The sequence below is a fragment of the Anaerobacillus sp. ABR4_321 genome, assembly GCF_056158505.1.
In genome coordinates this window covers 2,901,222-2,925,344 of sequence record NZ_JBSWTK010000001.1, presented here as the reverse complement: position 1 = coordinate 2,925,344, position 24,123 = coordinate 2,901,222, and the positions used below count along the sequence as shown (strand labels likewise).

General features: G+C 43.3%; 21 protein-coding genes. 20 read left to right on the top strand and 1 reads right to left on the bottom strand.

From position 1 onward, the window contains the following. Positions 1-93 precede the first annotated feature (93 nt). The 10 genes from ACXADT_RS15190 to ACXADT_RS15145 all read left to right on the top strand — a co-directional run bounded on the left by ACXADT_RS15190 (position 94) and on the right by ACXADT_RS15145 (position 10,901). Positions 94-993 (top strand): aspartate carbamoyltransferase catalytic subunit, encoded by a 900-nt coding sequence (locus tag ACXADT_RS15190; RefSeq protein ID WP_270181807.1) that lies wholly within the window; start codon positions 94-96, stop codon positions 991-993. Beyond that, positions 993-2,270, top strand: coding sequence for a dihydroorotase (locus ACXADT_RS15185; RefSeq protein ID WP_474831796.1), 1,278 nt, complete (start codon positions 993-995; stop codon positions 2,268-2,270). The genes ACXADT_RS15190 and ACXADT_RS15185 overlap by 1 nt, the downstream gene beginning before the upstream one ends. Continuing rightward, the gene (locus ACXADT_RS15180) at positions 2,267-3,355 is read left to right on the top strand and encodes a carbamoyl phosphate synthase small subunit (protein ID WP_474831795.1); all 1,089 of its coding nucleotides are present in this window, start codon (positions 2,267-2,269) and stop codon (positions 3,353-3,355) included. The genes ACXADT_RS15185 and ACXADT_RS15180 overlap by 4 nt, the downstream gene beginning before the upstream one ends. Further along, the gene (carB, locus tag ACXADT_RS15175) at positions 3,348-6,557 is read left to right on the top strand and encodes a carbamoyl-phosphate synthase large subunit (RefSeq protein WP_474831794.1); all 3,210 of its coding nucleotides are present in this window, start codon (positions 3,348-3,350) and stop codon (positions 6,555-6,557) included. The genes ACXADT_RS15180 and carB overlap by 8 nt, the downstream gene beginning before the upstream one ends. Beyond that, positions 6,554-7,315, top strand: coding sequence for a dihydroorotate dehydrogenase electron transfer subunit (locus ACXADT_RS15170; protein WP_474831792.1), 762 nt, complete (start codon positions 6,554-6,556; stop codon positions 7,313-7,315). The genes carB and ACXADT_RS15170 overlap by 4 nt, the downstream gene beginning before the upstream one ends. Further along, complete coding sequence (locus ACXADT_RS15165) at positions 7,312-8,253, top strand: dihydroorotate dehydrogenase (RefSeq protein WP_474831791.1); 942 nt, start codon at positions 7,312-7,314, stop codon at positions 8,251-8,253. The genes ACXADT_RS15170 and ACXADT_RS15165 overlap by 4 nt, the downstream gene beginning before the upstream one ends. Then, positions 8,226-8,951 (top strand): orotidine-5'-phosphate decarboxylase, encoded by a 726-nt coding sequence (gene pyrF, locus ACXADT_RS15160; RefSeq protein ID WP_474831790.1) that lies wholly within the window; start codon positions 8,226-8,228, stop codon positions 8,949-8,951. Before ACXADT_RS15165 ends, pyrF begins: the two co-directional genes overlap by 28 nt. Continuing rightward, the gene (pyrE, locus tag ACXADT_RS15155) at positions 8,935-9,585 is read left to right on the top strand and encodes an orotate phosphoribosyltransferase (RefSeq protein WP_474812136.1); all 651 of its coding nucleotides are present in this window, start codon (positions 8,935-8,937) and stop codon (positions 9,583-9,585) included. The genes pyrF and pyrE overlap by 17 nt, the downstream gene beginning before the upstream one ends. Positions 9,586-9,598: 13 nt before the next feature. Continuing rightward, the gene (locus ACXADT_RS15150) at positions 9,599-10,255 is read left to right on the top strand and encodes a class I SAM-dependent methyltransferase (protein ID WP_474831788.1); all 657 of its coding nucleotides are present in this window, start codon (positions 9,599-9,601) and stop codon (positions 10,253-10,255) included. A 145-nt stretch (positions 10,256-10,400) separates the two neighbouring features. Further along, positions 10,401-10,901, top strand: a complete 501-nt coding sequence (locus tag ACXADT_RS15145; RefSeq protein ID WP_474831786.1) for a VOC family protein — start codon at positions 10,401-10,403, stop codon at positions 10,899-10,901. 37 nt (positions 10,902-10,938) lie between these two features. Here the strand turns inward: ACXADT_RS15145 and ACXADT_RS15140 are convergent, their stop codons facing one another. Then, positions 10,939-12,639: an Rqc2 family fibronectin-binding protein gene (locus ACXADT_RS15140; protein WP_474831785.1), complete on the bottom strand. Its 1,701-nt coding sequence runs from the start codon at positions 12,637-12,639 to the stop codon at positions 10,939-10,941. A gap of 115 nt (positions 12,640-12,754) precedes the next feature. On the opposite strand from ACXADT_RS15140, the gene ACXADT_RS15135 reads away from it, so the two are divergent. The 10 genes from ACXADT_RS15135 to rsmB all read left to right on the top strand — a co-directional run bounded on the left by ACXADT_RS15135 (position 12,755) and on the right by rsmB (position 24,117). Continuing rightward, on the top strand, positions 12,755-15,448 hold the full coding sequence (locus tag ACXADT_RS15135) for a calcium-translocating P-type ATPase, SERCA-type (RefSeq protein WP_474831784.1): 2,694 nt from the start codon (positions 12,755-12,757) through the stop codon (positions 15,446-15,448). A 125-nt stretch (positions 15,449-15,573) separates the two neighbouring features. Continuing rightward, positions 15,574-16,446 (top strand): YicC/YloC family endoribonuclease, encoded by an 873-nt coding sequence (locus tag ACXADT_RS15130; protein WP_474831782.1) that lies wholly within the window; start codon positions 15,574-15,576, stop codon positions 16,444-16,446. A gap of 74 nt (positions 16,447-16,520) precedes the next feature. Further along, a complete protein-coding gene (remA, locus tag ACXADT_RS15125; RefSeq protein ID WP_224881992.1) occupies positions 16,521-16,781 on the top strand; it encodes an extracellular matrix/biofilm regulator RemA in 261 nt (86 codons plus the stop codon). Between the two features lie 22 nt (positions 16,782-16,803). Beyond that, entirely contained in the window at positions 16,804-17,415 is a 612-nt protein-coding gene (gene gmk / locus ACXADT_RS15120) for a guanylate kinase (RefSeq protein WP_474812125.1), read from the top strand. 5 nt (positions 17,416-17,420) lie between these two features. Next, positions 17,421-17,624: a DNA-directed RNA polymerase subunit omega gene (gene rpoZ, locus ACXADT_RS15115; RefSeq protein ID WP_270182061.1), complete on the top strand. Its 204-nt coding sequence runs from the start codon at positions 17,421-17,423 to the stop codon at positions 17,622-17,624. Positions 17,625-17,737: 113 nt separating this feature from the next. Next, positions 17,738-18,940, top strand: coding sequence for a bifunctional phosphopantothenoylcysteine decarboxylase/phosphopantothenate--cysteine ligase CoaBC (gene coaBC, locus ACXADT_RS15110; RefSeq protein ID WP_474831780.1), 1,203 nt, complete (start codon positions 17,738-17,740; stop codon positions 18,938-18,940). Beyond that, positions 18,937-21,339 carry a primosomal protein N' gene (gene priA / locus ACXADT_RS15105; RefSeq protein WP_474831779.1) on the top strand — a complete coding sequence of 801 codons (2,403 nt, stop codon included), beginning with the start codon at positions 18,937-18,939 and terminating at the stop codon, positions 21,337-21,339. Before coaBC ends, priA begins: the two co-directional genes overlap by 4 nt. A 25-nt stretch (positions 21,340-21,364) precedes the next feature. After that, the gene (gene def, locus ACXADT_RS15100) at positions 21,365-21,841 is read left to right on the top strand and encodes a peptide deformylase (RefSeq protein WP_270181823.1); all 477 of its coding nucleotides are present in this window, start codon (positions 21,365-21,367) and stop codon (positions 21,839-21,841) included. A gap of 1 nt (position 21,842) precedes the next feature. Next, a complete protein-coding gene (gene fmt, locus ACXADT_RS15095; RefSeq protein ID WP_474834555.1) occupies positions 21,843-22,787 on the top strand; it encodes a methionyl-tRNA formyltransferase in 945 nt (314 codons plus the stop codon). Next, entirely contained in the window at positions 22,780-24,117 is a 1,338-nt protein-coding gene (gene rsmB / locus ACXADT_RS15090) for a 16S rRNA (cytosine(967)-C(5))-methyltransferase RsmB (protein ID WP_474831777.1), read from the top strand. The genes fmt and rsmB overlap by 8 nt, the downstream gene beginning before the upstream one ends. The last annotated feature ends 6 nt before the right edge of the window (positions 24,118-24,123 follow it).

Sequence of the window (24,123 nt, the reverse complement as noted above, 5' to 3'; positions counted from 1 at the left end):
CGAGATCTATCGCGTCAACTTTCCTACACCCTGAATCTGTTCAGGGTGTTTTTTTGTGAAGTTACTTATGTAGAAAAATAGAGGAGTGATAGGATGAAGCATTTACTCGATATGCAATCGATCGAGCCGGGTGACATCGAAGACCTTCTTCATATGGCAGAACGCTTCCGGTTAGGTAAAGAAACCATAGAGTACCCTACTGTTTTTGTTGCGAATTTGTTCTTTGAACCATCGACGAGAACACGTTTTAGTTTTGAAGTCGCACAGAAGCGACTAGGATGCCACACATTAAACTTTGAAGCTGCGGGCTCGAGCGTGCAAAAAGGTGAGAGCCTGTATGACACGATTAAAACGTTAGAAGCAATAGGCGCAAAAGCAGCTGTAATCCGTCACCCAAAAGAAAGATATTTCGAGTCTTTATTAGAAAGAACATCACTATCGATCATTAATGCTGGAGATGGATGTGGACATCATCCTACACAATCACTACTAGATCTATTGACGATCAAGCAAGAGTTCGGTTCGTTCAGGGGATTGCGAGTTGTTATCGCTGGTGATATCAAGCATAGTCGTGTGGCAAGGTCCAATGCATATGTCTTGACGAGACTTGGTGCCCTCGTCTCATTCTCAGGACCAGAGGCTTGGCGCGATGATTCGATCGGAGCATATCCATACATCACGATGGATGAAGCAGTAAGAGAAGCTGACGTTGTGATGCTCCTTCGAATCCAAAATGAGCGCCATCATCAACAGACGAACGAAAACGCCTCTTATCTCGCTGATCATGGTCTTACAGTAGAGCGTGAAAAGAACATGAAGCGAAACAGCATTATCATGCATCCTGCTCCAGTAAATCGAGGGGTTGAAATCGATACATCATTAGTAGAATGTGACCGCTCACGTATCTTTAAGCAAATGGAGAACGGCGTTTATGTCCGTATGGCTGTCCTTAACCGAGTTCTTCACTCCAATAAGAAAGGGATGTATGTGTAATGATCATAAAAAATGCCTTGCTAGTAAATGAAACTGGTAATCTTGAAAAACGTGACGTTCTTATTTCAGAAGAAGGAAAGATTGAGAGGATATCAGAGTCGATCGCAGCTGACCACAATGAGTTCGATGCAAAAGAAATGCTGCTTGTTCCTGGTCTTGTGGATCTGCACGTTCATCTAAGAGAACCTGGTGGTGAGCATAAAGAGACGATCGAAACCGGAACGAAAGCAGCTGCAAAAGGCGGATTCACAACGATTGCTGCGATGCCGAACACAAGGCCTGTGCCTGACCAAGCATCAACGATGACCGACCTTATGAAGCGAATCGAGAAGGGAAGCGTCCGTGTTCTGCCGTATGGTTCGATCACTGTGAGGCAGCTTGGTGAGGAGTTAACAAACTTTGAAGGCTTACGAGCATCAGGGGCTTTCGCTCTAACTGACGATGGTGTAGGCGTACAAAACGCAAACTTGATGTTAGAAGCAATGAAGCGCGCTGCATCAGCTGGCCTATCGATCGTAGCACACTGTGAAGAAAACACGTTAATAAACAAAGGTAGCGTTCATGAAGGCAAGTTTTCAGAGCAATATGACCTGAATGGCATCCCTTCTGTTTGTGAATCAGTACATATTGCTAGAGATGTGCTCCTCGCAGAAGCAGCAGGAGCGCACTATCACGTGTGTCATATCAGTACGAAAGAGTCTGTCCGCACAGTACGTGACGCGAAGCGAGCAGGCATCCATGTTACTGCAGAAGTAACACCACATCACCTACTACTTTGTGAAGATGATATTCCTGGTCTCGATACGAATTACAAAATGAATCCGCCCCTTCGTTCCAAGGAAGATCAGAAAGCCCTGATCGAAGGACTTTTAGATGGCACGATCGATTTCATTGCAACGGACCATGCGCCTCATGCTGAAGATGAAAAAGCAACATCGATGGAAAAGGCGCCTTTTGGGATCGTAGGACTCGAAACAGCATTTCCGCTTTTATACTCGAACTTTGTTGAAAAAGGAACGTTTACGTTAAAACAGCTTGTTGATTGGTTAACCGTTAAGCCTGCTGAAGCTTTTGGTCTGCCGCATGGAACTCTTAACGAAGGGGCGGCTGCAGATATTACGCTGATCGATCTGAATAAAGAAGAGCACATCGACCCTGATACGTTTGTTTCGAAAGGAAGAAATACTCCGTTCAAAGGCTGGAAATGCAAAGGATGGCCTGCGATGACACTTGTTAATGGAAAAAAGGTTTTTGAGAAAGGGAGCGATCACGAATGAAAAGACAGTTGATTCTTGAAGATGGTTCGATCTTTGTTGGCAAAGCGTTTGGAAGTGAAATCGAAAAGAGTGGAGAAGTTGTTTTTAACACTGGCATGACTGGTTATCAGGAAATATTATCTGACCCATCCTATTGTGCGCAAATCGTTACCCTTACGTACCCGCTAATTGGAAACTATGGGATTAACCGGGATGATTTTGAATCGATCAATCCATCCGTACACGGCTTGATCGTAAAAGAAGCAACGAAAGCGCCAAACTATTGGCGAAATGAGATGACGATCGATGAGCTTTTAAGAATCAAAGGCATCCCTGGCCTCGAAGGCATCGACACAAGAAAGCTAACAAAACTCATTCGTGCGAACGGAACGATGAAAGGGAAGCTTTGTTCGATGGGCGTGGATACGAATAAAATCGTTGAAGACTTAAGTAGCACACCACTTAAGCGGAATCAGGTTGAACAAGTCTCCATCAAAGCACCATATGCTAGTCCTGGGCGAGGGTACCGAATCGTTCTAGTTGATTTCGGAATGAAGCATGGCATCCTTCGTGAACTAACGAAGAGAAAATGTGATGTTGTCGTAGTTCCTTACCACACGTCAGCAGAAGAAATCCTAAGGTTGAACCCAGATGGAATCATGCTCAGTAACGGACCTGGAGATCCAAAGGATGTACCTGAAGCGATCGAGATGATCAACGGTGTGCTTGGTAAAATTCCACTGTTCGGAATATGTCTTGGTCACCAGTTATTTGCGCTAGCTTGTGGAGCAGATACTGAAAAAATGAAATTCGGCCATAGAGGTTCAAATCACCCTGTTATGGAGATCAACACAGGAAAAGTGGCGATCACGTCTCAAAATCACGGCTACACGGTTTCCGCTGCTACGCTTGCTCATACAGAACTCGTCGTTACTCATAAAGCCATCAATGACGACACGATCGAAGGCGTGAAGCATAAACAGCATGCTGCTTTTAGTGTGCAGTATCATCCAGAAGCATCACCTGGACCTGAAGATTCAAACGAATTGTTCGATGACTTCATTTCGATGATCACAGCAAATAAGGGGGAAAAAACATATGCCTAAACGTACGGATATTCAAAAGATTCTAGTGCTCGGTTCTGGACCGATCGTCATCGGTCAGGCAGCAGAGTTTGATTATGCTGGTACACAAGCTTGTCAGGCATTGAAAGAAGAAGGTTACGAAGTGATACTAGTAAATTCAAATCCAGCTACGATCATGACAGATGCGACGATAGCAGATGAAGTGTACATCGAGCCACTCACATTAGAATTCGTTAGTAAAATTATTAGAAAAGAGCGTCCTGACGCGCTTCTTGCAACGCTTGGGGGACAAACAGGGTTAAACCTAGCAATGGAGTTATCAGAAGCAGGCGTCTTATCCGAATATAATGTAGAACTTTTAGGAACGAGCCTGAATGCGATCCAACAGGCTGAAGATCGTGATCTCTTTAGGGAGTTGATGAGGAAGTTAAACGAGCCTGTTCCTGAAAGTGACATAGTTCATAACCTTGATGAAGCCTATACATTTGTGAAACGAATCGGGTATCCTGTCATCGTTCGACCGGCGTATACGCTTGGCGGCACTGGAGGAGGAATCGTTCATAACGATGAAGAACTCGAAGAAATCGTATCGAGCGGACTGAAGTATAGTCCTGTAACACAGTGTTTAGTTGAAAAAAGCATCGCTGGCTTTAAAGAAGTTGAGTATGAAGTGATGAGAGATGGTCAGGATCAAGCGATCGTCGTTTGTAATATGGAAAACATCGATCCGGTAGGCATTCATACGGGAGATTCAATCGTTGTCGCTCCGAGTCAAACGCTTTCTGATCGCGACTATCAGATGCTTAGAAACGTAGCCTTAAAAGTGATCCGTGCGCTTCAGATTGAAGGAGGATGTAATATCCAACTAGCTCTTGATCCATATAGCTTTCAATATTACATCATCGAAGTAAACCCTCGGGTTAGTAGATCGTCCGCATTAGCTTCAAAAGCGACAGGTTATCCAATCGCAAAGCTCGCTGCAAAAATCGCTGTCGGCTTGTCTCTTTCAGAGATGAAGAATCCTGTAACAGGAAAAACGTATTCAAGCTTTGAACCAGCGCTCGATTATGTCGTAACAAAAATTCCAAGGTGGCCATTCGATAAGTTTGAAAGTGCAAATCGCCGGCTTGGAACACAGATGAAAGCAACAGGCGAAGTGATGGCGATTGGAAGAACGATCGAAGAATCGCTGTTGAAAGCCGTGCGATCACTTGAATCGAACGTCGATCATCTTTTGATCCCTTCGATGAGTGAGATCAGTGACGAAGAAATGGAAGAACGAATTAGACATGCTGATGATGAAAGAATCTTTGTAATAGCTGAAGCCCTAAGAAGAGGGAAAACGATACAAGAAATTCACGAATGGAGTGCGATCGACTATTATTTTCTCACGAAGTTAGAAGGGATGATTACGCTCGAACAAACACTTACTGAAAATAAAGGGAGCATGGAGCTGTTACGAGAAGCAAAAGAAAAAGGATTTACAGATAGTTTCATCGCACAATTATGGAATGAAGAAGAAAGAGCGATCTATACGCTACGTATGAGAGAAGGAATCGTACCAGTATATAAGATGGTCGATACATGCGCAGGTGAATTTGAATCTGAAACGCCATACTACTATTCTTCTTACGAAGATGAAAATGAATCTGTTCAAACGTCGAAGGAAAGCGTACTCGTTTTAGGGTCTGGTCCAATCCGAATCGGTCAAGGAATTGAATTTGATTACGCGACCGTTCACAGTGTATGGGCGATCCGTGAAGCGGGGTACGAAGCGATTATCATCAACAACAACCCTGAAACCGTATCGACTGACTTCAGTATCTCTGACAAGCTGTACTTCGAACCGTTAACTGTCGAAGACGTTATGCACGTGATTGAGCTTGAAAAACCAACGGGAGTTATCGTTCAGTTTGGAGGTCAAACAGCGATAAACCTTGCAGATGAGCTTTCTGCGAGGGGCGTTAAGATCTTAGGAACAAGATTAGAAGATATGGATAAAGCAGAGGACAGGGATAAGTTCGAAGTCACCATGAAGACGCTTGACATCCCTCAACCTGAAGGGAAAACAGCTACTTCAGTCGATGAAGCAGTGGCCGTCGCTTCTACTATTGGATATCCAGTGCTGGTTCGTCCATCTTACGTACTCGGAGGAAGAGCAATGGAGATCGTCTATAAAGAAAGCGAACTTCTGCACTATATGGAGAACGCGGTAAAAGTGAATCCCCAGCATCCCGTGCTGATCGATCGCTACTTGATGGGGAAAGAAATTGAAGTTGACGCGATCTCTGATGGCGACACCGTTTATATCCCTGGAATTATGGAACACATTGAACGAGCTGGCATCCATTCTGGTGATTCCATCGCGGTATATCCACCGCAAAGTCTATCAGAAGAAATCAAACAGACACTCATCGATCAGACGATCAAATTGGCGAGAGGATTAAACATCGTAGGTTTGCTTAATATCCAGTTCGTTATCCAACAAAACAACGTGTATGTTCTTGAAGTGAATCCAAGATCGAGTCGTACGGTGCCATTTTTAAGTAAGATTACAGGTGTACCGATGGCGAACTTAGCAACAAAGGTGATCCTCGGTCAAACGCTAGCACAATTAGGGTATGAAACTGGCTACGGAGAGGAACGAGACGAAGTGTTTGTAAAAGTGCCTGTATTCTCGTTCGCGAAACTTCGACGTGTCGATATCACGCTGGGTCCAGAGATGAAATCGACCGGAGAAGTAATGGGGAGAGACGCGACCCTTGAGAAAGCCTTGTATAAAGGACTTGTTGCATCAGGGATGAACATACCGACGCATGGATCCGTCCTGTTCACGATCGCTGATAAAGACAAAGAAGAGGGAGTAGATCTTGTTAAACGATTCCATGCGATCGGCTACCATATTCTCGCAACTGAAGGTACAGCAGATGTTATTCGTGAGCTCGGAATTCCTGTTACGACAGTCAATAAGATCGGAGCAGAAAAACCAAACTTGTTACACGTGATCCGTGAAGGGCAAGCGCAGTTCGTCATCAATACATTAACGCGCGGGAAGCAACCTGCACGAGACGGCTTCCGGATTCGTCGTGAATCTGTTGAAAACGGAGTAGTATGCTTCACATCGTTAGACACTGCAAGAGCGCTCCTTCGTGTCCTTGAAACGATGACGTTCTCTAGCGTCAGCATGCCTAAATTTCATCAAAAAGAAGTGATTCATTCATGAAACAGTTGAAAACGGAGCTTGTGAACCAGCGGAAGATTGTTGCGTCCATCTATGAAGCAGTCCTCTATCATGAAAGCATCGATGATCAGTTCAAACCAGGTCAATTCGTTCATGTGAAAGCTGGAGCTGGTTCAGATCCGCTATTGAGACGACCGATCAGCATTTGTCACGTTGATCCAGAGGAGCATCTTCTTACGATGATCTACCGTGCTGAAGGAAAGGGAACCAACTTATTAAAGAACGAGGTGCCAGGAGCGGTCATCGATATTCTGGGCCCACTCGGAAATGGATTTCCAGTGGACGAAGTTAAAAGTGGTCAAAAAGCGGTACTTGTAGGTGGTGGTATAGGGGTTCCGCCACTTTACTACCTCTCAGAAAAATTAAGAGAAAGAGGCGTGGCAGTTCATCATGTAAATGGGTTTCAATCGAAAGAAAGTGTTTTTTATGAGAAAGAATTTAAGGAACTAGGGCCTCTCACGATTACGACTGCAGATGGGAGCTACGGAGAAAGTGGGTTTGTTACAAGTCAGCTTGATCTTTCATTCGATTATCTTTTTGCATGTGGACCATCACCGATGCTTCAAGCTCTTGAGGCGTATCGATCTAAAGGCAAGGTGTATTTATCCCTCGAACAAAGGATGGGCTGTGGAATTGGTGCTTGTTTAGCATGCGTGTGTCATGTTCATGGATCAGATCTAGCTTATCGAAAGGTTTGCAGCGATGGACCAGTGTTTGAAGCAGGGGAGGTAGTCTTATGAGTCGATTGACGATCGAGTTACCGGGGCTTTCGTTGAAGAACCCCGTGATGCCAGCTTCAGGATGCTTTGGATTTGGCCGTGAATACAGTAAGTTTTATAATCTTGAGAAACTCGGCGCAATCATGATGAAGGCAACGACACAAGAACCCAGATTCGGAAACCCAACCCCACGAGTCGCTGAGACATCTTCTGGGATGCTGAATGCGATCGGGCTTCAAAACCCAGGTTTAGATAATGTCTTACATTCTGAACTTCCATGGCTTTCCCAATACGATGTTCCCGTGATCGCGAACGTTGCCGGGTCAACGATTGAAGACTATATCGCCGTATCAGAAAAGATTTCTAAAGCAGAGAACGTCCACGCACTCGAACTCAATATTTCGTGTCCGAATGTGAAAGAAGGAGGATTAGCATTCGGGACAGTCGCTGAGACAGCATATGAGGTGACGAAAGAGGTTAAAAAAGTGTCTCGTGTTCCCGTGTATGTCAAGCTTTCTCCAAATGTTACGGACATTGTATCGATCGCAAAAGCAGTTGAAAAAGCAGGTGCTGACGGACTTACGATGATCAATACGCTGCTCGGAATGAGAATCGATTTAAAAACGGGTAAGCCGATTCTTGCGAATGGAGCTGGTGGACTATCAGGACCTGCAATCAAGCCCGTGGCCATTCGTATGATTCATCAGGTCAGTCAAGAAGTGTCGATTCCGATAATTGGAATGGGAGGTATCCAGTCGGCTGAAGACGTTGTCGAGTACTTCTTAGCTGGCGCAAGCGCAGTAGCAGTCGGGACAGCAAATTTCGTTGATCCTTTCTGTTGCCCTACAATCATTGAAGATCTCCCTCCTTTATTAGATGAACTTGGCGTAAATCACATCAATGAATTAATCGGAAGGAGCTGGAAAAACGAATGGACACTTCAATCATCCTCGCGCTAGACTACTCGAATAAAGAAGAGCTAGATACGTTTTTAGAAGAATTCAAGCAAGAGCAATTGTTCGTAAAGGTTGGGATGGAAGCCTATTTCAACTATGGACCGAAATTGATCGAGCGTTTGAAAAGTCAGGGTCACAAAATTTTCCTAGACTTAAAATTACATGATATTCCGAATACAGTTTGTAAGTCGATGAAGGTACTAGCTTCGCTCGACGTTGATCTTATCAACGTGCATGCAAGCGGTGGCCGGAAAATGATGCAAGCGGCTGTAGAAGGTTTAGAAATGGGTACCCCTTCTGGGAAAAAACGCCCGTTATGTATCGGTGTTACGCAGTTAACGAGTTCATCTGAAGAGATGATTAAAAAACAGCTAAACATCTCCATGAACATGAAAGATAGTGTCGTCTCGCTTGCAAAGCTATCGAAAGAAAGCGGACTCGATGGGGTAGTTAGTTCAGCAATGGAAGTACCTGTCATCAAAGAAGCTTGCGGTAAGAGATTTTTGACCGTTACGCCAGGCATCCGATTAGAAGGTGACCTCGCAGGCGACCAGAATCGTGTGTGCACGCCTTCGAAAGCTAAGATGCTAGGAAGTGATTATATTGTTGTGGGTCGGAGTATCACCGGTTCGAAACGGCCTTTAACAACGTATGAGCGTCTAAAAAAAGAATGGGGGAGTCTTCATGAAGTCAATCGCTAAAGCACTACTCGATATTGAAGCTGTAACTTTAAAGCCAAATGATCCGTTTACATGGTCTTCTGGAATGAGATCCCCGATCTATTGTGATAACAGGCTTACATTATCCTTTCCATCTGTTAGAAAGGAGATAGCTGAAGGTCTTGTAAACTTGATTAAAGAACGCTTTAGAGATGTGGACGTGATCGCAGGAACGGCAACTGCAGGAATTCCTCATGCTGCATGGGTGAGCGAGAAGTTAAATCTTCCTATGGTCTATGTGAGAAGCAGTGCGAAGGGGCATGGAAAAGGAAATGTGATCGAAGGAAAAATAACAAAAGGTGAAAAAGTAGTTGTCATCGAAGACCTCATTTCAACAGGAGGAAGTGCGATCGATGCGGCATCACAATTGAAGAATGCGGGAGCTGAGGTGCTAGGTGTTGCTGCAATTTTCACATATGGGATGAAAAAAGGTGAAGAACATTTCTCTCAACATCAAATCGAATGGCACACGTTAACGAATTTCGATGAGTTATTAACATGTGCAACAGAAACAGGTATGATTAAGGAAAGAGAGGTTCAATCACTGCTGAACTGGCGCGACGATCCTTCTTCAGAAGAGTGGATGGAGCAGTTGAAAAATCTCTCCGTTAATTAGTTGGAGGGTCCTTATGAGAAAAATGCAAGGAGAAGAATTCGATTCACTCGTTTCATTCTTCGATGATATGGCACGAACAAAGTGGCTTGGTGAAGTCCATGACGAGTTGAAAGCTGCATCAGGTACATGGAATGATAAATCGGTATTAGATGTAGGGTGCGGTACAGGAAGACTGCTGTTACGCGGTGTCGAAGAAGCATCGTTACTAACAGGAGTGGATCTATCTTCAGAGATGCTGAAAGCAAGTAAACAAAACTTTTTCTTCTTAAATCGGTTGGACAAAACACACTTTTCAGTTGAAGATGCTTGTGACCTTTCTTTCGAAAATGATCTGTTCGACATCTCATTATCAACGTGTGTAATGTTTCTGTTACCAGAGCCTGAAGAAGGAATGAAAGAAATGATTCGGGTTACAAAATCCGGAGGAAAAGTCGTAATGTTGAACCCTTCCCTTCGTATGGACCAGGTTTCTGCTTTTTCCTATGCAAAAAAACATGCAATGAGTGGATTCGAACAAACGTCGCTCCTTAAATGGTCGAACGTTTCTACAAAAAGGCATCGCTATACATCAGAGCAATTGAGCGAAAAGTTAAAGACACTCGGGGCAAAGAAAGTCGATCATATTGAGGTATTGGATGGATTAGCGATTATTACGGTGGCACAGTTATAAAAGCCGAGCAGCTCAGAAAGAGTACAGCACAGTATTCTTTCTGGGCTTTTAATATGAATCAATAGCAGGTCTTGGAGAATTTGCAGAGAAGGGTTTCTTGACGTGTCGTAGCCTATTTATCCATATTCTTAAGGGGGATTGTAGTATGGCGACTATTCAAAAGATCATTCCTAACTTGTGGTTCGATTGCGAAGCAGAGGAAGCAGTGAACTTTTATACGAGTATATTCGAACGGTCAGAGATTCATAAAGTTACGCGTTATCTGAAAGCGGGCGAGGAGATTCATAGGAAAGAAGAAGGAAGTGTGATGACGATCGAATTTTCTTTAGATGGACAAACGTTTGTTGCTCTTAATGGGGGTCCGCACTTTACATTTAATGAGGCAATTTCGTTCATCGTCACATGCACTACCCAAGAAGAAGTGGACTATTACTGGGATAAGTTGTCTCAAGGTGGAGATGAATCCGCACAGCAATGCGGCTGGTTGAAGGACAAATTTGGGGTTTCGTGGCAAGTCGTACCTGAGCGTTTAACGGAACTTTTGCAATCAGATCCTCCTATAGCCGAGAAAGTGATGAAGGAAATGCTGAAGATGAAGAAGATCGATGTGAAGGCATTAGAAACGGTTAACGAACAAAGTTTGTAACGTATAGAAAAGCGTCACGCCAATCGGCGTGACGCTTCTATTTTTTCATTTTGTATACGAGATCTTCGTCAGGTGTGACATAGAGTGTATTTTGTTGATCGTATGTGACGAAGCCAGGCTTCGCTCCATTTGGTTTCTTTACATGTCGGACTTCCGTATAGTCGACGGGTACAGAGCCAGACTCGCGAGCTTTACTAAAATAAGCTGCAAGGTTCGCTGCTTCTAATAGCGTTTGTTCAGAATAGTCGCGGCTTCGAATCACTACGTGAGATCCAGGGATGTCCTTCGTATGAAGCCATGTCTCGCTCCGTGCTGCAAGTTTATTCGTTAAATACTCATTTTGTTTATTGTTTTTTCCTACGAGTATTTCGGTGCCATCCGTCGATTCATAGGTATCTAACTCAGGCTTGGAGCTCTTTTTCTTTTTTTGTTTCCTAGAACGCTTCTTAATATAGCCTTCTTCTTCAAGCTCTTCACGAATTTCTTCAATATCTCTCGGAGAGGCTGAAGAAAGCTGCTGAAGAAGTTGCTCAAGATATGCGATTTCCTCATGAGCCTTCACGATTTGATCCTCAAGTACTTCGATAGAGTTTTTTGCTTTATTGTACTTTTTAAAGTACTGCTGGGCATTTTCAGAAGGTGATTTTTGAGGATTCAGTTCGATCGTCACCGTGCCGCCTTCTTCATCATAATAATTCTGAACTTCAACTTCGGCATCTCCACGCTTCACCATATGCATGTTTGCGGTCAAAAGCTCCCCAAGCAGCTGGTATTTATCTGCAGATTTTGCTTCTTGAATCGTCTTTGATAATTTCTTCACTTTCTTCTCGTTCTTTTTCCGCTCATTTGAAAGCAAGCGCTCAAGATCATTCGTTTGTTGCTTTACGCGATCGCGGTCTGCCTTCCCATAATAAAAGCGATCGAGAAGTTCGCTTACTGAGTGGAACGATTTGCTTTCACCATTAAGGTGTGTCAAAGAGACAACTGAAAAATGCTCTTTAGAAGAAAGTACCATCTGGGGCGTGTACTTGTGATCTTCTAGTTCTTCAAATAAAGTACAAAATGCCTTTGGCAGAGTAGATCTTGTTGCTAATCCCGCTCGATGAATCACTTCGTTCGCGATGAGAGGCGAGATTCCTGAGAAGGATTGAACAAGCTGGTTTCCTAACTTTCCAGCGTTAAAGTCGATTCTTTTTAGAAAATCGTCTTCAGTTAAGTTAAACGGTGAGGCTTTGTGCTGTTCTGGTGGAGCTACATAATCCTGCCCAGGCATTACCGTTCTATGTCTGTTAACCGAAGGAGACAGATGTTTAATACTATCCAAAATCATTCCATCTTCATTTAGTAGCATCACATTACTATGTCGTCCCATAATTTCTGCAACGATCGTTCTAGTAGTCATATCACCGAGATCATTTCTTGCCTTGAAGGTAATATGAAGGATCCTTTCGTTATCGACCTGGTGGATCTGCTCAATAATACTTCCCTCTAGATGTTTTCTTAAAAGCATGCAGAACATCGGTGGTTCTTTTGGGTTCGCATAAGATTCTTTTGTAATATGAACCCGTGAATAAGATGGGTTAGCTGATAATAACAGCTGATGATTCTTCCCTCCTGAACGCACGACGAGGATGAGATCGGTCGAATAGGGCTGATAGATTTTTGTTACTCTACCACCTTTTAATACTTCATTTGTTTCATGCGCTACGGCTCTTGTAACCATACCGTCAAAAGACATACTGTTCACCTACATTTCTATCGATAGACATCTTGTATAGTATAGCATTTTTTGTAGCTTGTCTGAATATAGATGGACTATTAGAGTGACATTGTGCAGGATCGGAGTGTTGAACATGAGCTGGTATAACATGACAGAACCAGAGGTGGCTGAAGAACTAGAAACGAATGTTGAAACGGGCATCACCACCGAGGATGCGGCTGAAAGACAAAAAGTGTTCGGACTTAATGAGCTAGAAGAGGCAGAGCGGCCATCGGTCGTGTTACTGTTTCTATCGCAGTTCAAAGACTTCATGGTCGTCGTCTTGCTTGCAGCAACATTAATTTCAGGCCTTCTCGGTGAATACCTCGATGCCATTGCGATTATCCTCATTATCTTGGTCAATGGGCTACTCGGTTTTGTGCAGGAAAGAAAAGCTGAAAAATCGTTACAGGCATTAAAACAGCTATCGTCTCCACACATGAAAGTGCTGCGTGATTCTTCGTGGGTGTCGATACCAGCACGGGATGCCGTAGTAGGTGATATCGTACGAATTGAGAGCGGTGACCGAATTGGAGCAGATCTTCGCATCATTCAATGCCAAGAGCTTCAGATCGAAGAGTCAGCATTAACGGGTGAATCGGTTCCTTCTAATAAACATCCTGAGCCAATACGTGAGGAAGGGGCAGGCCCTGGTGATCAACTGAATATGGGGTTCATGGGAACGCTAGTAACAAAGGGAAAAGGCATCGGAATTGTTACTGCTACAGGTATGAATACGGAGATGGGCAAGATCGCTCACTTAATTCAAACGGCAGATACGCTTGAAACTCCGTTACAGCACCGTTTGGAGCAACTTGGGAAAATATTAATTGCCGCAGCACTATTTTTAACCGCGATCGTTGTATTACTAGGTATTTTTCAAGGACGAGACGTTTATGACATGTTCCTTGCAGGAGTATCGTTAGCCGTCGCAGCAATCCCAGAAGGTCTTCCGGCAATTGTTACGATTGCATTAGCGATCGGCATGCAGAAGATGATTAAACGGAGAGCGATCGTTCGAAAACTCCCATCGGTTGAAACGCTTGGATGCGCAACAGTTATCTGTTCGGATAAGACAGGCACGTTGACTCAAAACAAAATGATGGTAACGAAGCTATGGGCTGGTGGACAAACATGGAACGTAACGGGCTCAGGCTATTCCCCGTACGGAGACTTCTTCAAAGGGGACACAAGAGTTTATTCTGATGACGAAAAATCATTAAAGCAGCTTCTGACGTTTGGTCTTATTTGTAGCAATGCGAGGGTGCTCGAACAAGACGGAGACTATTACCTTGATGGAGATCCAACTGAAGGAGCGCTTGTCGCGGCTGCAATGAAAGCAGGTTTAACGGAAGAAATACGCGAAGAAGAATTCACGATCATTCAGGAATTCCCGTTTGATTCGAACCGAAAAATGATGAGTGTGATCGTAGAAGATCAAGCTGGGAAGCGGTACGTCATTGCAAAAGGTGCTCCTGATATTGTATTAAAACAATGCGGATCAGTACTTTGGAACGAACGTCAGGCGCCGTTAAGAAAGAGTTATGAAAAGCAAATCAATGAAGAACTTGCTTCATTTGGAAACAATGCGCTCCGAACAATTGCCGTCGCTTATAAGCCGATCCAAAATGAAGAACGGCTTCTACATAGCGTACAGGCTGAGTCTAGGCTCACGTTTGTTGGGTTACAAGGGATGATCGATCCACCTAGAGAAGAAGTGAAGCAAGCAGTCGAGGACTGTAAGACAGCAGGGATCAAAACCGTAATGATAACAGGTGATCACGTGACGACGGCGACGGCCATTGCCCGAAACCTTGGGATTTTACCCGACGACGGTAAAGTAATGGAAGGTAGCAAGCTTTCGACTTACTCTGTTGAGGAGTTAGAAAGTATTGTAGAAGATATCTATGTGTTTGCGCGCGTTTCTCCCGAACATAAGTTGAAGATCGTGCAAGCACTCCAGAGGAAAGGTCATATCGTAGCGATGACAGGGGATGGTGTGAACGATGCACCTGCGATCAAAGCATCCAATATCGGGATTTCAATGGGTATAACCGGAACAGATGTCTCGAAAGAAGCGTCTTCTCTTATTTTAAGTGACGATAACTTTGCAACCATTCGAGCAGCTGTCGAAGAAGGTAGAAACATTTACGAAAACATTCGTAAATTTATCCGATACCTTCTGGCTTCTAACGTTGGAGAAATCCTCGTGATGTTATTTGCGATTCTTTTAGCCTTGCCTTTACCACTGGTACCTATCCAAATCCTCTGGGTGAACCTCGTTACGGATGGTTTACCAGCGATGGCACTTGGACTCGACCCTGCTGAAGGAAACGTGATGAAGAGAAACCCGCGCCACCCGAAGGAAGGTGTATTTGCAAGAGGTTTAGGATGGAAGATCATTTCAAGGGGAATCATGATCGGGGTGTGTACCCTTGCAGCGTTTATGATTTGTTTTGGTGAAAACCCTGATGATTTAGTGAAAGCTCAAACAGTTGCCTTTTCTACCCTTGTTCTCGCACAGTTAATTCACGTATTCGACTGTAGAAGCGAACGTTCGGTATTCCATCGAAATCCATTTGAAAACAAAGCACTCGTTCTCGCAGTTCTCTCTTCGGTTGGACTTTTACTCGCTGTGATTTACTACGAGCCGCTGCAACCGATCTTCCATACAACGTACTTGTCGGTGAGGGAGTGGATGTTGATTCTTGTATTCTCATGCATCCCTACGTTTCTCCTCGCGGGCTCAGTCTTTTTCAAAAGAAATATCCGTTTGAACAGAGGGTGATCACATCCTCTGTTTTTTTGATTGAATTTACTGTCTATTTAAAAAAGCTTTGAGACGAAGTTATGACTTTGTTTCAGCATTATGAAGTGGTACAATTGGATAGAATAGCTATTGGAAGTGATATAATGATTAAGAGTATGACAGGGTATGGAAGAGCATCGAACGAATGGAACGGTGTTCAAATCACTGTCGAAATAAAATCTGTAAATCATCGATACTTCGATGTATCCTTTCGTATGCCTAAAAATCTCCTGCAATTCGAATCAACGTTTAAAAAGATCGTGCAGCAAAACGTACATCGCGGAAAAGTTGATGTATTTATTCAATTAGAAGGTGCTGATATGACTTCGAATAAACTGCAGGCAGATTGGGAGTTGCTCGACCAATACATAACATTGCTAAAGCAAGCCGGTGAACGATACGAGTTGAAAGACGACCTTTCTATTTCTCAGTTGCTTCACTTAGAGGATGTTTTTCATGTTCAACAACAGGAAACTGAACTGGATAGTGTAGGGATCGCACATTCTCTTGAGGAAGCCGTGAAGTCATTGGTTACCATGAGAGAATCAGAAGGCGACGCACTATACCGAGACATTCGTTTGAAGCTAAATGAGATGGAGAAGAAAGTAGAGCTGATCTCTTCGATGAGTAGCGAAGTCACCACCACGTATGAAACAAGGATTCGGCACAAACTAGCTGAATTGAAAGAACTAGAGGATGTTGATGAAGGACGAGTCTTAACAGAAGTGGCACTTCTTGCTGACAAGGCAAGTGTCGATGAAGAAATTACAAGACTTCGTAGTCATCTCACTCAGTTCCATGATATTCTTACTACAGAAGGTGCAATCGGACGAAAGCTAGATTTTTTAGTGCAGGAAATTAACCGAGAACTCAATACGATCGGCTCTAAATCCACTCATCAAACGATTAGTCATCATGTTGTCGAGCTAAAGAGTGAAGTGGAAAAGATTCGAGAACAAGTTCAGAATATCGAGTAACCTGCACGGTATTCATCGTTTAAATTCACAAAAACTGTGTAAAAATAGAATCGTGATTCCTGGGAGGAAAGACAATGAGTATTAAATTGATTAACATTGGCTTTGGCAATATCGTCAACGCTAACCGAATTGTATCGATCGTAAGTCCAGAATCTGCACCGATTAAGCGAATTATTACGGTGGCTAGAGATCGCAATATGTTAGTAGATGCAACATATGGACGGAGAACCCGTGCAGTGATCATTTCTGATAGTGACCATGTTATTCTATCTGCGGTACAACCAGAGACTGTAGCGCAAAGACTGATCAACAAAGACGAACTATCAGATGAGTAGGATTTAGAAAGTGGAGGTTAGTATGAATAAAGATCGTGGATTACTAATTGTTCTTTCTGGCCCTTCAGGTGTTGGAAAAGGAACAGTAAGAAAAGCATTCATGCAGGACGCGGAGGAAGTGCAATATTCGATCTCTGTAACAACTCGTAAACCGCGTGAAGGGGAAGTTGACGGAGTAGACTATTTCTTTAAATCTCATTCAGAATTTGAAGAGATGATTGAAAATAATAAACTACTTGAATACGCACAGTTCGTAGACAATTACTATGGAACACCCGTCGATTATGTAGAAGAGACGCTTGATTCAGGTAGAGATGTTTTACTAGAAATCGAAGTACAAGGTGCTAAGCAGGTAAGAAACCATTTCCCAGAAGGTGCCTACATCTTTTTAATGCCACCGAGTCTAACAGAACTCAGAAATCGAATCGTCAACCGTGGGACTGAAACGGACGACGTGATTGATAATCGTATGGGCGTTGCAAAAGAAGAAATCGAATTGATTGACCAGTACGATTACATCGTTGAAAATGATCAGGTCGAGCTTGCATGTGAAAGAATGAGAGCAATCATTACTGCAGAGCATTTAAGACGTGATCGAATCGCACATAATTATAAAAACGTATCGGAGGTATAACTATGATCCTATATCCATCAATCGACTCATTAATGGAGAGAATTGACTCCAAATACACGCTCGTAACACTTTCAGCGAAAAGAGCGCGTGTTATTCAACAAACAGAGAATGTATATGTAGACCATCCAAAGTCCGAAAAGCCTGTAGGAAAAGCGCTAGAAGAAGTAATGGACGGAAAATTGCTAGCTGATGGAATGATACACGACTAGTAGAAGTAACAACCTATGAGAATAGGTTGTTATTTTTTTCATAAAAGATGGCAGCCCTTTTTAATATACCGTAACATTATTATGTTAACTAGAATGGTGGAAGGTGAAGCGTAATGAGTTTGAAAGGGAAGAAGATCATGCTTTGCGTAAGTGGCGGCATTGCCGTTTTTAAAGCCGCAGCGCTTACTAGCAAATTATTTCAAGAAGGTGCAGAGGTAAAGGTGTTGATGACGCATTCAGCATCTCAATTCGTTACACCTCTCACCTTTCAAACGTTGTCAAGAAATGATGTTTATCAAGATACATTCGAAGAAAAAGACCCAGCGTCAGTCGCTCACATCGATCTTGCCGACTGGGCGGACATCGTGCTGATTGCGCCTGCAACGGCAAATATGATTGGAAAATTAGCAAATGGAATAGCAGACGATATGATGTCTACAACACTCTTAGCAACACAGGCACCGATCTTCGTTGCACCAGCTATGAACGTACATATGTATGAGCATCCTGCTGTTCTTCGAAACATGAGCATATTAAAAGAATTCGGATGTCACTTCCTCGAACCTGGTGAAGGGTTATTAGCATGCGGGTATGTAGGGAAAGGGCGTATGGCCGAACCAGAAGATATTTTATCAACATTACAAACCTATTTTAATGAAGATACCCGTGATTTGATTGGTAAAAAAGTATTGGTTACAGCCGGTCCAACTCGAGAACCCGTGGATCCAGTAAGGTATTTCACAAATTATTCTTCTGGAAAGATGGGATTTGCACTTGCTGAACAGGCTGCAATGAGAGGGGCAGAGGTGACCTTGATCGCTGGGCCGGTGCACTTAGATACGCCTCCTCGTGTAAACCGAATCGATGTGTTGACGGCTGAAGAGATGTATGAAGCCGCGATGAGTGAAGCGGATCGAGCGGATATCATCATTAAAGCTGCAGCGGTTGCAGATTATCGACCGGTCGTTGTATCGAAAGAAAAAGTCAAAAAATCAAATGACTCCATCGTAATTGAAATGGAGCGCACAAAAGATATTTTAGCCTCGATTGGAAAAAAGAAAGAGCATCAAATCCTGATTGGTTTTGCGGCTGAGTCAGAAAAAGTTGAAGAATATGCCATGAAGAAACTTGAGAAGAAAAACCTTGACCTCGTCTGTGCAAACAACATTACGAGTGAAGGAGCAGGATTCGATAAAGATACGAACATTATGACGTTGATTCGAAAAGACGGAGAGCAAATTCACCTCCCATTGCAATCGAAGCATGATGTTGCAAATAAAATTCTTGACGAAGCGAAACGGCTGGATCTTCGATGATTGCAAAGGTAATTGTCGATGTACCCGCTAATCAAACGGATCGACTGTTTGATTATGCGATTCCAGAATCGTTTCAAGACGTATTAGAGCCTGGCATGAGAATTGTTGTGCCATTTGGACCTCGAAAGATACAGGGGTTTGTGATCAGCATCGAGAAAGATTCAGAACTTGATAAACTAAAAGAACTAGACGAAATAAAAGATGTAACCCCTGTACTTACACCCGAGCTTCTTGATTTAGGATTTTGGTTAACAGAAAAAACGCTATGCTATGCTGTTTCTGCTTTTCAAGCGATGCTCCCAGCAGCGATGAAGGCAAATGTGACGAAGACGGTCGTAAGGGGAAATCAGTTTGATGAAACAGCACCATGGGGAAAGATGATCGGCGAGACGAACGGAATGAGATGGGAAGATTTTTTGTCTCATTTTACTCACAAAGATTTAAACCGTGCGATCAAACATGATGAGTTAGAAGTAAGGTACGACGTTAAGGAAAAAACTGCTCCTAAAACACAGTTGGCCGTCTCAGCTCAGCTAAGTGCTCAAGAGCTCTCGGTCGAGAAAGAGAAAATGGGTAATCGAGCCTTAAAACAACAGGAAATCATTCAATATTTTATCGATCATCAAGGTGCTGTTTCGTACAAAGAGTTGATGGGCACGCTCGATACGACACGATCTACCATTAAGGCACTCGTTTCAAAGTCAATACTAAAAGAAGAAGAGATGGAGTTGTATCGAGATCCGTATGAAGGGAGAAGTTTCGCTCCTTCCACGCCTTTAGATTTAACAGATCTTCAGCAGCAAGCGATCACTCCGATCTTAGATAGCATCGAAAACAACCAGCATCGTACCTTTTTAATCCACGGTGTTACGGGTAGCGGTAAAACTGAAATCTACCTTCAATCCATCCACAGGGTATTGAACGATGGTAAAGAAGCAATCGTGTTAGTCCCTGAGATCTCACTTACGCCACAGATGGTAAATCGATTTAAGAGTAGATTTGGGTCGAACGTTGCAGTGTTGCACAGTGGACTTTCAAGAGGCGAAAAGTATGATGAGTGGAGAAAGATCCATCGTGGTGAAGTAAAAGTGGTGGTCGGAGCTCGATCTGCTGTTTTTGCTCCATTTAAAAACCTTGGGATCATCATTATTGATGAGGAACACGAAGGAAGCTACAAACAAGAAGAAAATCCACGCTACCATGCTAGGGATGTGGCGATTAAGCGTGGTGAAAATCACAACTGTCCGATCGTGTTAGGGAGTGCTACTCCTTCTTTAGAATCCTATGCAAGAGCTACAAAAGGAGTCTATACACTACTCGAGCTTCTTCATCGCGTCAACAATCAGCAGATGCCCGAGGTGTCGATCGTCGATATGAGGGAAGAGCTAAGATCCGGAAATCGCTCGATGTTTTCTAATGAGCTCTATGATAAACTGCAAGATCGCCTGATGAAAAAAGAGCAAAGCGTTCTGTTTTTAAATAGAAGAGGGTATTCGACTTTTGTAATGTGTAGGGATTGTGGTTTTGTAGTGGAATGCCCGCATTGTGATATCAGTCTCACTTACCATAAGATCAATGGGACGATGCGATGTCATTATTGTGGGTTTGAAGAACCGCTGCCTTCTTCTTGTCCTGAATGTGAAAGTGAGCATATTCGCTTTTTTGGAACAGGGACACAGCGTGTTGAAGAGGAACTTACGAAAATCTTACCTGAAGCTCGTGTGGTAAGGATGGATGTCGATACGACACGTCGAAAAGGTTCCCATGAAAAACTCCTCACGCATTTTGGGGAAGGGAAAGCAGATATTTTGTTAGGAACGCAAATGATCGCAAAAGGACTCGACTTTCCGAATGTCACGCTCGTTGGCGTTTTAGCGGGAGATGCGATGCTTCATATCCCTGATTTTCGCGCATCAGAGAAGACGTTCCAACTTCTTACGCAAGTAAGCGGTCGAGCGGGACGTCACGTTTTACCAGGAGAAGTTGTTGTCCAATCATATACCCCAGAACACTATAGTATTGAGCTTGCTTCACAACATGACTATCTTGCTTTTTACAAGCGCGAAATGATCATGAGAAAACAGTACGGATATCCACCATTTTATTTTCTTGCGATGGTGAACGTCTCTCATGAGGAGTTAACAAAAACGGTCGATGTAACGGAAAAGATTTCGGAATTTCTGAAATCGAGCCTTTCAGAAGAAAGTGTTGTGCTAGGACCTGTGGCATCAGCTATACCAAGGATCAAAGATAGATATCGCTATCAATGCATGATAAAATACAAAACTGAACCAAAACTGCATCACTGTTTAAAAGAAATACAAAAGCACTATGCGAAGGAAATGACACGCGGCAAGCTTCAGATCACGATAGACACACAGCCCTATATGATGATGTAGATGTCGTTTGAAAGGAAGAATGAATTTGTCTATAAGAAAAATTGTAATACACCCTGATGAGGTACTAGAAAAAGAATGTGAAACGGTAAAAACGTTCGATGACGATCTTCATCGACTATTAGATGATATGTTCGACACGATGTATGATGCGGAAGGTGTTGGACTAGCTGCGCCACAAATCGGCATCGAAAAGCAAATTGCAGTGATCGATACACGTGAAGAAGAGCCACTTGAAATCATTAACCCTGTTATCAAAAAAGCAACTGGAGCTGAAGTGGATCTAGAGGGGTGCTTAAGCTTCCCAGGTTTATTCGGTGAAGTAGAACGACCTACTCGAATCGTCCTTAAGGCGCAAGATCGCCATGGAAAGGAATTCACGTTAAAAGCAGAGGACTTCTTTGCAAGGGTCATCCAGCATGAGGTCGACCACCTTCATGGCGTTCTGTTCACTGAAAAAGTGATTCGATACGTTGATTTAGAAGAGGAAGGAAGTGACGAATAAGATGAACATCGTATTTATGGGAACACCTGATTTTTCAGTACCTGTATTAGATATGTTGGTTGAAGAAGGATACACCATTTCTGGCGTTGTCACACAACCTGATCGCCCTAAAGGGAGAAAACGTGTCATGACACCGCCACCCGTTAAAGTCGCAGCAGAAAAACACGGCTTGCCTGTATTGCAGCCTGAAAAAGTTAAAGAACCTGAACAGCTGAAAGAAATTTTAGCTCTTAACCCAGATCTCATCGTCACGGCAGCTTTCGGTCAGATCCTTCCAAAGGAGCTTCTCGATGCGCCTAAACACGGGTGTATCAACGTGCATGCCTCTTTACTTCCAAAACTTCGAGGTGGTGCGCCGATTCATTACTCCATTCTACAAGGACATAAAGAAACGGGCATCACAATCATGTATATGGTTGAGAAATTAGATGCTGGTGATATTCTTACACAATCGGTCGTACCGATTGAAGAACGCGACCATACTGGTATTCTTCATGACAAACTTAGTGTGTCCGGTGCAAAGCTTTTAAAAGAAACGATTCCTGAGTTAATAAAAGGCAACATAACTCCAGAGAAGCAAAAGGATGAAGAAGCAACTTTTGCCCCGAATATTAAACGCAACTTAGAAAAAATCGATTGGACAAAACCAGGGGAAGAGATTTACAACCAGATTCGAGGGCTTCATCCTTGGCCAGTAGCCTTTACAGAATATGAGGGCAACGTTATGAAAGTTTGGTGGGGGGAGAAAGTTGAAGCGAATGGACAAACTGCCCCTGGAACCGTTTTATATACAGATCAGGACGGTCCGGTCGTTGCGACTGGCAATTCAACTGCAATCAAGCTTACTGAGATTCAACCTGCTGGTAAGAAACGGATGAGTGCTGCTCAATATTTACAGGGACGTACATTCGAAAAAGGTTCCTTATTCGGTGAGCAACATGACTAATGTGAGGGCAGCGGCACTAGATGTACTTGAAAAAATCAATAAAAATCAAGCTTACAGCAATCTCCTTTTAAACGAGACGATTAATAAGCATAAGTTATCAAGAAAAGACATCGGTCTTCTAACCGAGATCGTCTATGGAACGATTCAGCGCCAAAAGACGCTCGATTTCTATCTTGATGACTTTTTAACGAATCGGAAAAAGGTTCAATCCTGGGTGATCTCACTTTTACATCTATCGCTTTATCAAATGGTGTATCTCGATCGAGTACCGGATCGAGCTGTCATCCATGAAGCGGTTGAGATAGCAAAGAAACGAGGTCATAAAGGCATCAGTGGAATGGTTAACGGCGTCTTAAGGAACGTGCAGAGAAAAGGCCTCAAAGATTTCAGTTCGATAACGGATGATGTTGAAAGGATTTCGATCGAAAAAAGCCATCCATATTGGCTGGTAAAACGTTGGGTTGAGCAATTTGGACTTGATGAAACTGAAGCGATGTGTGAAGAAAACCTTCAAGCACCATACGTGACTGCAAGGGTCAACACGATGAAAACCACTTTAGACCAGGTGCTATCAGATCTAGCTGAAGCGGGCTTAGAGGTGATGGGAGGGGAGCTTTCACTAGACGCTATCAAAGTAGTGAAAGGTCAATTGATCGAAACCGATGTCTATAAAAGAGGCGAAGTAACGATCCAAGATGAAAGCTCGATGCTCGTAGCAAGAGCACTCGACATCGACCCTGGTCATGCTGTTCTTGATGCCTGTGCGGCTCCTGGTGGAAAGACGACTCACATTGCTGAACGCTTACAAGGTGAAGGATACATTCAATCTCTTGATCTTCATGACCATAAAATCAAGTTGATTAAGAAACAAGCAGAACGTTTAGGCCTTTCAAACGTGGAAGCAAAAGCGCTCGACAGTCGACTAGTTGCCGACGAGTTCGAAGAAAACACGTTTGATCGAATTCTAGTTGACGCTCCTTGTACAGGTTTTGGGGTTCTCCGAAGAAAGCCAGATATCAAGTGGGCAAAAAAGCCTGAAGATGTCGAGAGGATCACATCGGTTCAAAGGGGAATTTTGGATTCACAGGCTTCTCTTGTAAAACCTGGTGGAAAATTGGTTTATAGTACGTGTACAATAGAAGAAGCGGAAAATCAGGATGTCGTCAGAGCATTCTTAAAAGACCATCCTGAATTTTCGATGGATACCACTATGAGTGAACGCCTTCCTCAAGTAGTTTCACCTTATATTGATGGTGGAGAGCTTCAATTATTACCGCACTACTTTGGCACGGATGGCTTTTATATCGCTACGTTGGTTAAAGAGAAGTAGTTAGAT

Coding starts and splice junctions, on each gene's coding strand:
- ACXADT_RS15190 (WP_270181807.1), top strand. CDS start 94: ATGAAGCATTTACTCGATATGCAATCGATCGAGCCGGGTGACATCGAA.
- ACXADT_RS15185 (WP_474831796.1), top strand. CDS start 993: ATGATCATAAAAAATGCCTTGCTAGTAAATGAAACTGGTAATCTTGAA.
- ACXADT_RS15180 (WP_474831795.1), top strand. CDS start 2,267: ATGAAAAGACAGTTGATTCTTGAAGATGGTTCGATCTTTGTTGGCAAA.
- carB (WP_474831794.1), top strand. CDS start 3,348: ATGCCTAAACGTACGGATATTCAAAAGATTCTAGTGCTCGGTTCTGGA.
- ACXADT_RS15170 (WP_474831792.1), top strand. CDS start 6,554: ATGAAACAGTTGAAAACGGAGCTTGTGAACCAGCGGAAGATTGTTGCG.
- ACXADT_RS15165 (WP_474831791.1), top strand. CDS start 7,312: ATGAGTCGATTGACGATCGAGTTACCGGGGCTTTCGTTGAAGAACCCC.
- pyrF (WP_474831790.1), top strand. CDS start 8,226: ATGGACACTTCAATCATCCTCGCGCTAGACTACTCGAATAAAGAAGAG.
- pyrE (WP_474812136.1), top strand. CDS start 8,935: ATGAAGTCAATCGCTAAAGCACTACTCGATATTGAAGCTGTAACTTTA.
- ACXADT_RS15150 (WP_474831788.1), top strand. CDS start 9,599: ATGAGAAAAATGCAAGGAGAAGAATTCGATTCACTCGTTTCATTCTTC.
- ACXADT_RS15145 (WP_474831786.1), top strand. CDS start 10,401: ATGGCGACTATTCAAAAGATCATTCCTAACTTGTGGTTCGATTGCGAA.
- ACXADT_RS15140 (WP_474831785.1), bottom strand. CDS start 12,639: ATGTCTTTTGACGGTATGGTTACAAGAGCCGTAGCGCATGAAACAAAT.
- ACXADT_RS15135 (WP_474831784.1), top strand. CDS start 12,755: ATGAGCTGGTATAACATGACAGAACCAGAGGTGGCTGAAGAACTAGAA.
- ACXADT_RS15130 (WP_474831782.1), top strand. CDS start 15,574: ATGATTAAGAGTATGACAGGGTATGGAAGAGCATCGAACGAATGGAAC.
- remA (WP_224881992.1), top strand. CDS start 16,521: ATGAGTATTAAATTGATTAACATTGGCTTTGGCAATATCGTCAACGCT.
- gmk (WP_474812125.1), top strand. CDS start 16,804: ATGAATAAAGATCGTGGATTACTAATTGTTCTTTCTGGCCCTTCAGGT.
- coaBC (WP_474831780.1), top strand. CDS start 17,738: ATGAGTTTGAAAGGGAAGAAGATCATGCTTTGCGTAAGTGGCGGCATT.
- priA (WP_474831779.1), top strand. CDS start 18,937: ATGATTGCAAAGGTAATTGTCGATGTACCCGCTAATCAAACGGATCGA.
- fmt (WP_474834555.1), top strand. CDS start 21,843: ATGAACATCGTATTTATGGGAACACCTGATTTTTCAGTACCTGTATTA.
- rsmB (WP_474831777.1), top strand. CDS start 22,780: ATGACTAATGTGAGGGCAGCGGCACTAGATGTACTTGAAAAAATCAAT.